This is a genomic window from Acinetobacter sp. A1-4-2, assembly GCF_040233925.1.
Lineage (GTDB): Bacteria > Pseudomonadota > Gammaproteobacteria > Pseudomonadales > Moraxellaceae > Acinetobacter.
Genome location: NZ_CP157983.1, coordinates 1 through 11,820 on the forward strand (window position 1 = coordinate 1; position 11,820 = coordinate 11,820).

At 34.0% G+C, this 11,820-nt stretch carries 15 protein-coding genes; 8 read left to right on the forward strand and 7 right to left on the reverse strand.

Annotation, left to right across the window (positions count from 1 at the left end; genetic code table 11):
* Positions 1 to 1,297: 1,297 nt before the first annotated feature.
* The 5 genes from ABJ384_RS15620 (at position 1,298) to ABJ384_RS15640 (ending at position 4,597) form a co-directional block, all read left to right on the forward strand.
* Positions 1,298 to 1,528, forward strand: a complete 231-nt coding sequence (locus ABJ384_RS15620) for a hypothetical protein (protein ID WP_349929914.1) — start codon at positions 1,298 to 1,300, stop codon at positions 1,526 to 1,528.
* A gap of 20 nt (positions 1,529 to 1,548) precedes the next feature.
* Positions 1,549 to 2,985: a TraM recognition domain-containing protein gene (locus ABJ384_RS15625; RefSeq protein ID WP_349929915.1), complete on the forward strand. Its 1,437-nt coding sequence runs from the start codon at positions 1,549 to 1,551 to the stop codon at positions 2,983 to 2,985.
* 9 nt (positions 2,986 to 2,994) lie between these two features.
* Complete coding sequence (locus tag ABJ384_RS15630; protein ID WP_349929916.1) at positions 2,995 to 3,735, forward strand: hypothetical protein; 741 nt, start codon at positions 2,995 to 2,997, stop codon at positions 3,733 to 3,735.
* A 114-nt stretch (positions 3,736 to 3,849) separates the two neighbouring features.
* Positions 3,850 to 4,083 (forward strand): hypothetical protein, encoded by a 234-nt coding sequence (locus ABJ384_RS15635; protein WP_349929917.1) that lies wholly within the window; start codon positions 3,850 to 3,852, stop codon positions 4,081 to 4,083.
* Between the two features lie 160 nt (positions 4,084 to 4,243).
* The gene (locus ABJ384_RS15640; RefSeq protein ID WP_349929918.1) at positions 4,244 to 4,597 is read left to right on the forward strand and encodes a hypothetical protein; all 354 of its coding nucleotides are present in this window, start codon (positions 4,244 to 4,246) and stop codon (positions 4,595 to 4,597) included.
* A gap of 74 nt (positions 4,598 to 4,671) precedes the next feature.
* On the opposite strand, the gene ABJ384_RS15645 is transcribed toward ABJ384_RS15640, so the two are convergent.
* A complete protein-coding gene (locus tag ABJ384_RS15645) occupies positions 4,672 to 4,986 on the reverse strand; it encodes a BrnA antitoxin family protein (protein WP_086197733.1) in 315 nt (104 codons plus the stop codon).
* A complete protein-coding gene (locus tag ABJ384_RS15650) occupies positions 4,973 to 5,260 on the reverse strand; it encodes a BrnT family toxin (protein WP_349929919.1) in 288 nt (95 codons plus the stop codon). The genes ABJ384_RS15645 and ABJ384_RS15650 overlap by 14 nt, the downstream gene beginning before the upstream one ends.
* Positions 5,261 to 5,571: 311 nt before the next feature.
* Here ABJ384_RS15650 and ABJ384_RS15655 point away from each other — a divergent pair, with 311 nt between their 5' ends.
* Entirely contained in the window at positions 5,572 to 6,144 is a 573-nt protein-coding gene (locus ABJ384_RS15655; RefSeq protein WP_349929920.1) for a hypothetical protein, read from the forward strand.
* A gap of 233 nt (positions 6,145 to 6,377) precedes the next feature.
* Here the strand turns inward: ABJ384_RS15655 and ABJ384_RS15660 are convergent, their stop codons facing one another.
* Positions 6,378 to 7,016 (reverse strand): haloacid dehalogenase-like hydrolase, encoded by a 639-nt coding sequence (locus tag ABJ384_RS15660; protein WP_349929910.1) that lies wholly within the window; start codon positions 7,014 to 7,016, stop codon positions 6,378 to 6,380.
* 303 nt (positions 7,017 to 7,319) lie between these two features.
* Here ABJ384_RS15660 and imm45 point away from each other — a divergent pair, with 303 nt between their 5' ends.
* Positions 7,320 to 7,637, forward strand: a complete 318-nt coding sequence (gene imm45, locus ABJ384_RS15665) for an Imm45 family immunity protein (protein ID WP_121973985.1) — start codon at positions 7,320 to 7,322, stop codon at positions 7,635 to 7,637.
* A gap of 111 nt (positions 7,638 to 7,748) precedes the next feature.
* Here the strand turns inward: imm45 and ABJ384_RS15670 are convergent, their stop codons facing one another.
* Positions 7,749 to 8,039: a type II toxin-antitoxin system YafQ family toxin gene (locus ABJ384_RS15670; protein WP_349929911.1), complete on the reverse strand. Its 291-nt coding sequence runs from the start codon at positions 8,037 to 8,039 to the stop codon at positions 7,749 to 7,751.
* Positions 8,026 to 8,286, reverse strand: coding sequence for a type II toxin-antitoxin system RelB/DinJ family antitoxin (locus tag ABJ384_RS15675; RefSeq protein WP_005254175.1), 261 nt, complete (start codon positions 8,284 to 8,286; stop codon positions 8,026 to 8,028). Before ABJ384_RS15675 ends, ABJ384_RS15670 begins: the two co-directional genes overlap by 14 nt.
* Positions 8,287 to 8,451: 165 nt before the next feature.
* Here ABJ384_RS15675 and ABJ384_RS15680 point away from each other — a divergent pair, with 165 nt between their 5' ends.
* The gene (locus tag ABJ384_RS15680; RefSeq protein WP_180081978.1) at positions 8,452 to 9,735 is read left to right on the forward strand and encodes a hypothetical protein; all 1,284 of its coding nucleotides are present in this window, start codon (positions 8,452 to 8,454) and stop codon (positions 9,733 to 9,735) included.
* A gap of 200 nt (positions 9,736 to 9,935) precedes the next feature.
* Here the strand turns inward: ABJ384_RS15680 and ABJ384_RS15685 are convergent, their stop codons facing one another.
* A complete protein-coding gene (locus ABJ384_RS15685) occupies positions 9,936 to 10,499 on the reverse strand; it encodes a plasmid replication DNA-binding protein (protein WP_349929912.1) in 564 nt (187 codons plus the stop codon).
* A 105-nt stretch (positions 10,500 to 10,604) separates the two neighbouring features.
* On the reverse strand, positions 10,605 to 11,612 hold the full coding sequence (locus ABJ384_RS15690; protein WP_349929913.1) for a replication initiation protein: 1,008 nt from the start codon (positions 11,610 to 11,612) through the stop codon (positions 10,605 to 10,607).
* Positions 11,613 to 11,820 lie beyond the last annotated feature (208 nt).

The window sequence follows — 11,820 nt, forward strand, 5'->3', positions numbered from 1 at the left end:
ACCTAACATTTCACCCCCACTTAAATCCAAAAACCTAACATTTCACCCCCACTTAAGTGCCTGAAACCAAGATATAGCAATACATTCAGGCTAGCCGTAAAGCTTTTTAAAAGCTTTTTAAAAGCTATTAAAAGCTTTTAATAAAGCTTTTAAAATTAATACCAAGTGAAAATTGCCCTATGTTTTCGCTACGCTCAAACTCTATTGAATCTCGCTTTCGCTCGATTCCAGGGGCAATTTTTTGGCTAATCTCGTTGTGACTTTAAGAAAAAGCAAAAGCAACTCGGAATTCGCTTCGCTCATAAATTTTTTATGCTCGCTTCGCTCGACCTAGAATCAAAATCACATTGTTCGCACCCATTCGGGATGCTCTGTACTTAAGTTTTAGAATCAAATGGAAGTATGTAATCAGAGAAAAGGCTAAGGCAAATTTTCATTGTGCCAGCTCGTAGACACTCGCTTAAAGACTGATAATTAAAAGAAAAAGAGAAGGAATACCTTACATAAGACACTATCAGGTTTTGTATAGGGGTTTTGTATAAGGGTATGATCTACCTAAAGTGATGAGAAAACGGTAACGCAACCGCTACGCTAACCTCTGAAATCTACGCTATCGCTTGGTTTCAGCCCGAAAGGGTTCGGGACGGTTTTGCTAAAACGCTAGGGCGTTTTTACCTATACCGAAGCGTCCGTCGATGCACCTGTGGCGCACGACAACCCCCCTTCTGACAAGTGACGATCTTTTTTACTACGTAAATAAATCGCCGACTTGCTTCACCGAAGGAGGGTTGTCGTGCGCTTCGCTTCGACGGACGTGGCTTTGCCCCCACTTCGAGGCACGGCCGTTGGGACGGCCTTAAATTGAGGTCGCTTTGCTCCTCAATTTTTCCTCTTGTGGCTCCCCCTGGTCTCTTCGCTAGGTCGCTTAGAGACTTTTTCGCTTTGCTCAAAATCCCTTCGGGACAATCGACCGCTTGGGGCGGTCGGGCACGGCAAAAAAATATTTTTATCAAAAAAAAAATGTATTACATCCGCTAAAAATCGATTTTATTTTTATCAAATTTTTGAATACATCTATTAATCAAAAGAATTGAATCTAAAGGAAAATTCTAAAATTTTTTTTGAAATAAATATTAATTACAGCTTTCATAAAACCCTGATGTTTTTTGGTCAATGTTTTATAATAAAACTATATAAATCAATAATTTAAACATTGACCATCCTAGTCTAAAGATGTTAAATAGATTTACTTTGGTATAAAACCCTTGTGCAGACCCCTTATACAAAAGAGTCATTTATGAAGTGGATTTACCTTTTTTGCGTCTTTCTAGTAGTGGTATACAGCTCAACAATTGGAGAAGCTCTAGAACTCTTTTTTTCTCACCCTTTTCGCTATTTTTTGGCTTTGATTTTGGGTGGGATTTTTTATGCTTGGATGGCATTTAAAAAACAAGGAGAAGAACTTTCTCACTTCTTTAAAATGCTGTTTTGGGGAATAAACACCCTTTTTTTATCGTTTGGGGGATAGCATTTGTCTTTGAAAAATCTTTGCTTACAGATGTTTTTATACACATTATTTTTATCTTTTTAGGGATGCTTTTTATTGCTTTGTTAGAAAGAACTTTCATTCCTTACAAGGACAAATTTTTGAAATCTGTTACTAAAAAATCAAGTACCGAGCGAGATGCGAAGACTGATGTTCGAAAAATTCAAGATTTTTTGCCAACATCACAAGGAAAGTTTGATCCAGAAGACTATTACGAAAAAGGGATGACTTTTTTAGGTTTAGAAAACAAAACTCCAATTTATTTAAAAGGTATTCCTCCACACATACACGTGATTGGTACTACTGGTAGTGGAAAAACTGTGTTTATTCAATCCTTTTGTAATCAATGGCTTATTAATGGTGGGAGTTTGGTTTGTGGAGATCCAAAATTTGATGAATACTTAATTTTTGCACTTAAAAAAGGTGCCAAAGATGCAGGAGTTCCTTGTTATATCCTTGATCTGAATAGTGATATTCGGCAGATAAATTTATTGCATGGAGCGACCAAAAGACAGGTTCGTTCACTTCTTGAAGCAGCTATGGGATTAGAAAGAACAGGAAAACCTAGTGATTTTTATAAAGCTAAAGATCGAAAAATGGCAAGGGACATTGCTGATCTTGTCCGTGATGGTGACACTTTTGAAAGCCTGTATCGAGATCATGCAAAGACGATGCTCAAGACAGCTGAAAACTTTGAGCAAAACTTTTCTGAACTTGCAAATCTTCCTGCTATTAATGCACGTCAAGGGATTCCGCTTACAGATATCCTTAATATCGGGGGCGTTTTATACATGATTGGAAGTATGGATGCTCAAGACATAAAGATGGTTCAAAGGATGGTACTGATTCGTGTAAAACAAATCGCAGAAGAAAGAGACCGTATCAAAGAAACGCCTAAAAGGATTTTATTTGTTTGTGATGAAGCACAGCACTTTGTCTCTCGGACTTTTCTAGATGCTTTTGGTGCAGCACGAGATAAGGGATTAACTATGCTTTTAGCTCACCAATCCATTTCCGATTTTAAGGATAGCGAATCGGGCTTAGATGGGCAGGCTACTTTTGAAAGGATCTTTGAAAATACCGCTCTAAAACTTGTCTATAGACTTCAAAGTCCTGAAACTGCAAAGCTTTTTGCAGATAAGTCAGGGGATATTCAGGTTGATGAAGAAGTTCGTGAGGTCGATAAATCCTTTTCTTTAGTAGAAAGTACCTCTGGAGGTAAAAGGGTAATTCGCCAAGCGGAAAGACCAAGATTTGATAAAAATATGATTTTGAATCTCCCTAATTCATGCGGAATTGTTTTCTCAACTGAAGTAACAAAGATGGTTTTTACAAGTCCTGTGAAGGTCACAAAAAACTATGAAGATCTTGCAGTACATGACTTTGGAGAGGGAAAAAATATTGATTTGGATGAAAGCCAAGAAATTTTTTTAGATTAGGATCAAGTAATGGCTTTTGAGAACAAACAAGATCCTTTCGTAAGAGGTTTAGAAAAGAAAACACTGATTTTAAACCTTTTAAGAGAGGATACTTTTAGCACAGTTGGCAATGCATCACTTTATCTTGGAATTAGCAGAGATAACTCTTACAGGACGTTCAAACGTTTGGAAAAGGAAGGTTTAGTTATCTTAGATGAAAGACCTTGGAGACTTGCACAACGAGGTAAGTGTGCAATTTGGGGGCTCACAAAGAAAGGCTTAAGAGCAATTGTTAGTTTTGAGTCTTGTAGATATTACAACCCAAAAAGAGTTTCAAATGCTTCGATAGAGCACTCTTTAGAGACGCAGAGAGCAAAAATCTTTGCCCTTAGAGCTGGGTGGGCATGGGTAAGTAGCCGTGATGTGTATCAGAAGGCTCATAAAGAGCCGTCTAGGTGGCTTCAAGTACCTGATGCCATAGCTACTACACCCAAAGGAAAAGTTATGGCTATAGAGATTGAAAGGTCTGAAAAAAGCATAGCTCGGTACGAAACCATTGCAAACAATTACTGTCAAATGCTTTATGAGCAAACGATTCAGGGCATCATCTATATCTGTGATGTAGAGAAAAAGAAGAGCGTAGAACGTAAGATTTTAAGTCCGGAAAAAGTTTTTATTCAGGGGAGACTAAATAATTTTAATGAAACCTTTAAAAGTAAATTTATTTTTTTAAATATCGAAGAGTGGGAGACTTATGCAAAAGACCCTTAAAGAAATCCCATTTTTTGAACTGTGCTTTTGTAACTACTTTAAAGAAACCTTTGCAACAGAGGACTTAAGGTCCTTTGACCGAGCTTTATTTACTAGACAATGAGGATAATCAAATTGGTTGAAATTCAAATAAACAGTGAGAATTTTGGGGCAGAGCTTCAATGTTCAGGGAGTTTTGTGTTGGGATTGCATCTAGAGCAATACAAGCTGTTAGATGTAGTAAAGATTCCAGATGGAACCGAAAATTTTTGGGTAGCCTACCAAAATCTACGTTTTACTGTCTCGCAAGAGACAGCAGAAAAACTACTTAGGCTTGGTGCAATTAATCGTAAAAATCTCCAATCATAGGTACTTTGCTTGGTTCCTACGGGAAGCTTTTTATAAAGTATCATGCGCAAATTGGCTCGACTTTCAGGTAGGCTGAAGCCTACCTGAAAGTATCGAGCTAAGAATTACGTATAAGAGATTTTATGTTAAATAATAGCTATATTTCTAAGGAAATTAATAAATGTTAATAAATGAAACTCACACGAACAGACAAAAAAATCTTCCCCTATTTCAACAAGTAAAATTTTCAACTTTCTATAGTTTAGTTGGTCGGGCTAGCAAAAAAATGCGTGGCATAAGCTTTAATTATGACCATGAACGTAAAACGATTGAGACAATAATAATCTTTGATAGCATATTATCAGAGGAAGAACAGGAAGAAATGGAAATAGCTAACACAGAAGTTCTTGCAGATATTCATAATGAAGTGGCAGGTTTTTTTCTTACTTTAAAGGTAATTCCATCTTCTAAAAGCATTTTAGACCAACGTGGAAATTGGGGATGGATCTATTTGCGCCATGAGTATGATAATTAAGTTTTTTTAGTTTTTTTAAAATTAACATAATAGACGTTATACGAAGTCAAAAATGGGAGCCTAAGCTCCCATTTTTATTGATGATTTTTTAAATCTTTTAACATTGCTTCACGTAGAATTTTATTCATGCGTGTCTGATAGCCTTTCCCTTGTGCTTTTAACCATGCCAGTACATCAGCATCAAGACGAACAGAGGTTTGTTGCTTCACTGGACGATAAAATTGCCCATGACGAATAGCATTACTCCAGTCTGTAATTTCAGGAATATCTGATAGATCTAGCTGATCGTCAGGAACCGTTCCCTTAGCAAGCAAGCGTTCAATTTCAGCATCTTGCTTGTTACTGAAATTTTCATTCAGCTCTTTGCGTGTATATCTAACCATGCTCATATTGATTTCGCTCCGCCTTAGTTACCTGTCTGGCACTAATGATTCGTATGATTTCACAGTCATCTTCATCAAAGATGGTGTGGGCTACTAGTAGCATTAGTACGCCTTTTACTTTTCCAATGGTCTGCCAACGTTCTTCACCATCGGTATGTCTGTCTTGGATTGAGATCCTCAGCGGATCTTCAAAAATAAGGCTTGCTGTTTCGAAAGAGATATCATGCTTTTTCTGATTCTTTCGATTCTTAGCCTCATCCCATTCAAAATACTGTTCCATAAAAAACATTCAAATTTGTATATACAATAATGTATCATATATTTGTATTGCAAAATAAAAAAATGAGTGTTTTTTATCCAAAATTATTGGCGGAATATATCAAAACCGCTCATAAAAAAGCCGACTTGTTTCCAAGTCGGCTTTTTGGGTTTGCGCCCCCGGTTTTTTATATCATAACTTTTTGAAATATAACACTATTTATTTTTAGTTTCGTATAACCACCATTATGTTAAATAAAATATTTTAGGTATTTAAAGTTTTTATAAATTTTATTTATAATCAAATATATAAATGAATCAAGAATATTTTTAATGGCAATACACAAAACAAACTCAATTACGAACTACTTAGATAATATTGCTCCATTCTATTATTTTTTGATTATCCCTTTTGTTATAGCCTTAATCGTTATTTGCTTTGATTTCGAGTTCATTGGGATTTTGTCTAATACACAACAACTTCAAATTTCATCAAAACATAAGTTTTTAAATGATTTTTTTGCTTTATGTACTTGGATTACAATTGCTCTTATATTCTTTAGCCGAAAGTTTTTTGGCTTAAAACCAAATATCCAATTACAGGTAAAAAACGATGTTATTAAACAGATAAGAACTCGTGATGGTCTCGCAATGTACAGCACAACCATGATTTGTTTCTTTATTTTTTTTATCATTTGTATCAGCTTAACTTGGTTTCCAAGTGATCCCATGCTGCCTGAAAGAGGCTCGAAGGGATATGTTTTAAAAAAAGCTTTATATTCTGCTAAACCTGGATTGATCTTGTTTATTCAATATTTTAAATATGCTTTAAGTCTCTTATTTATTCTTATATTGGTACATATTTTAGATGCTCGAAAAATTATAAAAGAACAGACTAAGACTTAAGTTTCTCTAAAATTAACATAATACACCTTATACGCATTTTAAAAATGGAGCATAAGGCTCCATTTTTATTGAGTTTTTTAATTTTTATACCTGTGGAAATTACTCAGTATCAGTATAAGAAACCACTAAATCAATGAGTTCTTCTGATGGTGTACTACAAAACTTAATACAGGGCAACCTGTCCTGTGATCAATGGTAGAAAGACAAAAAAATTTCCATTAGGTAAGTCTATATTACTTAGTATTCTTTGCTACCTCTGGGTCAAATGAGGTCATAGAGCCATCTTTATCAACTAAGTAGGCTTTATCGCAAAGAGTTAAAATTGGAAGATCGCTTAAACTATCAGAGTACCCATGGCTAAAATTTAGAACAGCGTTAAATCGATTGTTTAACATCGTCTTTTTGTTTTTATAAATGCATCTTTCATCTAAATAGAAGGAACCAAAGTTTCTACGTGTGATTGAGCCAATTACCTCAAAGTTAGTTGTATTGAAAAAACTAGGATAAATCTGCTTGATGAATTCTACTGGTGTACCACTAATAAAAATGACTTGATCACCATTTGCTTTGTGAAACTCTAACTGTTTAAGCGCATTATCAAAAGGTGTCATTTTTAAAGAGAATGATTTGCAAAATTTCTCAGTGAGAGTGCCTAACTGCGATTCTGAAATGCCTAGAAAAAGGAAAAATAAAATTAAATTTAACCCAAACTTACCTTTTGTATTAACAAGATAAATAAGAAATGAGATAAAAATAATCGGAAGAAATATAACAAAATTGAGTAATCTTTCTTTAATTGAACACTTGATGAACTCTAAAAAAATATCTTCCTTGTGTAAGGTTCCATCAATATCAAAAAAAACATAATTCATTCATTATTTCCTAAATAAAAATTTGATAGTTGATGGCTTGAACACTGTAAGTAAAGAGAGATATCTTTTGGCACACGATTTAAGGTTGAAATCTTTGCATCATTTGGTCGAGACTGGATTAAATCTCAAGTTTAGATTAAGAAAATCTAAAATTAACATAATACACCTTATACGAAATTTAAAAAATGAGATTATCCTTATGATAATTAAAGAAATTTAAAAATTTCGTATAATCGCCATTATGTTAAATAATCGAGAAATACTGTACTTTAATGTCTGTTAAAAAAAGCTGTAAGTCATAAAATGAAATGGTCTAAATTAATTGATTTCAATGAACAATATTTACAACGTGGTTATCTTTTAAAATTCAAAGCTCATTATCCATTTGAAGAAGAAGTAATCATGATGGTATGTGAAGGCGGATGTTCACAAAAAGGATTAATTACTATAAGTGGATATAAAGCAGGTATTAATATGTATGTTTTATTCCCTGAAGAGGCGAATCCTGATGGTGGTATATCAACTAAATGGCTTATAACGAATTGGACTAAATGGGTTTGGCCAGAAAGTGATGTAAATTCTGTATTAGTGCGATCTGGATTAACTTACGATGAAATATAATTTAGTCATGCTAAAATTAACATAATACACCTTATACGAAATTAAAAATGGGAGCTTTAAGTTCCCATTTTTGAAGATAATTTTTAAATTTTGCTGTTAAAATTAGGTCAATTAAATTGCCAATTCACTATGACTACCTAATCGAACTAATTTCAAAATTAGTAGTTCACCTTCTTCTGTTTTTTTATAGATTAAAACAAGATCTGGTTTGATATGGCAATCACGATGACCTACCCAATTACTGACCAAAGCATGGTCACGATACTTCTCAGGCAATGATTCATCGGCTTGCAATAACTCTAAAACAGTTTGTAGTTCAGCATCTACTGTATTTCGATGCTGACCTTTTTTCTCACGTTTATAGTCTTTCTTGAATGCTGATGTGTACTTAATCGTCCGCATTTAGATCAGCCATTAAGTCTTTTACAGAAGTAAAGCTTTTTGCTTTGCTCAGATCTTCTTCCATTGCAGCAATGGTTTCAGCATTCGGCTGCCAAATTTCAAAAGGTAGAGCCTTTTCTTTAGCTACTTTTGTCAACAACAAACGGACTGCATCTGAGACAGTTAAGCCCATTGTTGCTAGAACTTCCGTTGCTTCATGCTTAATGTTTTCATTAATGCGAGTAGTTACTAGTGCATTTGAAGCCATGTTAAGCTCCTGTGATTAACATTGTTAATCACACTATATTCCTAGAAGAAGAAAAGTTCAATTCGTATAATCGCCATTATGTTAAATGGGAGAAATTTAGTGAGTGAAAATATCTATTTTTCTTTATACTTATTATAATTTTTTGATTTAAATAAAATTTTAATTATGATTGATGGAAAGACTTTACCTTTACGGACAGATGTTCCTGAAAATGATTTAGAGACTTTTGAGAATAAACTTTTAAACTTATGCCAAGAATATTTTTTAGACCTTTCAAAGTCAGAACTTTTACAAACAGGTAGATCGAAAGATATTTTAGAAAAATATAAGGAAAATAAAAGTTTAAGTAATTTTGAACAAGCTTATATAAATGAGTACCTTCTAAGATCTTTAACTCAATTTTTACCAAGTTTTCTCAAAAGGACTGCAAATAAAGTTGAATTAGAGAGATTCACCGAAGAAAAAGTTCGTCAAGAAAAGTTGAGACAAGAAGCTATTAAAAAACAAAAGTTACTTGAATCAGATCCTGTATATATTGCAAAGCAAAAAGAACAAGCATTACTTAAAAAATATGAAATTAATGAATATATATCAGGTACTTTACCGAAAGAAATTTCAGAAATTTTAAGTAAATTAGAGGGTGATATCAGGCTTTCCCAAGATGAAGCTGTTTGGTTAAATACTATAGGAAAGAGGTTCTTTAGTAGTAAGGTTCGTCATAAGTTTCATCGTTTAGAAGCTAATCATTATCTTCAAGAATTTGAAAAAAATAAGAAAAATATTTGGAATGCTATTAATGCGAGTAGCCAATTAAGAAAGTGTCAGGCAAGTCTTGAAGCAGAAGAATTACTAGAAAAAATTTCGATTGCTGGCATAAAAGACAAAAAACTATTATCCGCTTACTTCACTACCCTCGGCGGTGTTAGACGTGATCTTCGAAAAGTTGAAGTTGCGATTGATAATGCTTCTAAAGCTCATACTTTAACACCTGATAATTATCGTCCATGTACGTTATTAGGCGCTATTTATATGGAGACCCGTCAATATACACTTGGACATGAATGGTATGAAAAAGCTAGTGAACGTGGAGCACCAAAACAATCAATTAATGCCGATCTAAAAAGCATTCTTTCTAAAATGGATAAAGCTCAACGGAATGAAATGATTGAGCACTTATTAAAATTAGATTCTTATACATACTCATGGCTAAAGTCTTTAAAGGCAGCCGTAGTCAATAATCCTAAAAGTAAACAAGATAAAGTTGAGCAACCAGTAAAAGCTCAAAAAAAGGCATCGCCATCACAGAGTAAAAAGAATGTTCAAAATAAACAGCCTAAAAATTCTGAAAAAAGTTTACAGAATCTTTTAGAACAGGGAGCTAAGGCACACAATTTAAAGCAGCCAGTGAACCTATCAAAATCTTCATGTATGAAACCTAAGAAGAAGTAATTTTATTATTGAGTTTCGCTAAAATTAACATAATACACCTTATACGAAATGCTTAAATTTTTCCTTTTAGCATCAATATTTTAAATAAAGCCGTTCCAGCAAACAGCGCACTGGAACGGCTTTTTGTTGATTCTTTACGTTCCACGCCTATTATTTGATCAATGTTTCACAAGTTTGATTAGTACACCTAAACAGATCGGTTAGCCATTCGGCAAGAAAAACCGGCTTAACCACCCTCTTTTCGGCTGCTCCTGTTCTACGTGCTCCGGCACTGGAATCCGCTTATTTTCTTTTTCAACCGGAGTAGTCAATCCGTCATCTTTTGGATCAGGTTCCGGCCGAGGATCTGTTGTCATTGTAGAATTGTTAGGAGTAGGAACTTTGTGTTCTTCATTTTCTATTGTTGATTGTTCAAGCTGACCTTTAAACTCAATTCTATGAGTAAGATCTTCTATGTGTTGCATCAAAGCCTTTTCTCTTTGGTTGGCTAAATCCAATTGATTTTTGAGTAAAGAAATTTGATCCTTTAACACATTTTCCACTTCCGATTGGACGTGTACTTGTACATTCTTCTGGGCGTGTTCAGTACGTGTACTAGACTGAACACCAATTGGATTACCATAGACTCTGATAAGTTCAGATAAATCTATAAGCCCATCATGATCCCTTGATAATTCACCATTTTTTAAGGCCTCATATATTGTTGTACGTGATTTTTTAAAGGCTTTACTAGCGTCCATAACGCTAAATTTTGTTGTGTTCAATGTGATCCCTCAGTACGTGTTCAAGGATGTTCATCTGAACATATTAGCTGAACATATGTCTTATTTTGAATTAAATCCTCCGTTTTTAGATATAGCAGTAATTCTTTAAATTTTTTGTTCAGTTGCGAAGTTGATATTGAATTCTGCTAGTTTTTCAATCCACCTCTTACCCTCATTATTTTTAAAATCAAATTTTATTCTTTCTACTAATTCGTCTGTAGTCTCACCAGATTCTTTGAATCTCAAGCTCAATTCGTCATCTTTAATTATCGTTAAGTAAATCATTCTTGCAGTTATTTTATTTTGCTCAGGGTTACTAACAGTTTCACTTTGTTGGTTAGCTCCAATAGTTTTCTTTTTTCTAACTATAAAATTAACATGACTAGCTTTACGTCCCTCTTTCTTAACTGCTTTAAACTCAATCGTAAGTTCTGTTTTAGAGTTAATGTCATCAATATGAGGTTTAAGAATAGTACTTTTGAAATCTCGGTATTCTGGGTATGAATTTTCTGCCAGACCTAAAGCACTTTTTAATTCTTTAATGGATACATCGAAATTAGATCGAAATTCATTTTGTACAAAGAAAGGGTAAAGTTTTAAGCCGTGACCACTTAATGCAACAGCCGACTTTACTTTGAATTTTGTATACGAATTTTGTTTGTTAAAAACATACATAATGTATAGGGCAAAATGAGTGAAACAAATATAGAAACACCCATCCTTGTATGAGCATGTACTAATGAGTCTTGTTCTAATTTCTCGATCTTTTTCAGGATGATAAAAAACTACACTATGATCATAAAGAGCGTCTACAACTCGATTTAATGCAACATAAGCACTACTTTGTTTTAAGCCCGTCAATTCAGCATATTCTTTAGCTGTTACAGTGAATTCAGTTGTTTCATTTGGATCTGATGCCAGCCGAACTTTGGGGCTGAAAAAGAACAACAATTTTAGAATATCGTCTTTTGGTGATTTCTCATGCTTTAATTGCCAGAAAATATTTTGAAAAACAGCATAATCTTTTGGATAACGTTTAGCAGGTGCAGCAAGAGGAAAAAAAGACTTATCATGCTCCTCAAAATTTTTAATTTTCTTTAATGATATAGCCATCTAAAAAATCACTATTTTTTCTATTATGTGGTGGTGTTTTTAATATTATTCACCCCCACTAACTAAGTCAAGTATATCTAGCTGATGACCTAACATTTCACCCCCACTAACCTAACATTTCACCCCCACTAACCTAACATTTCACCCCCACTAACCTAACATTTCACCCCCACTAACCTAACATTTCACCCCCACTTAAATCCAAAAA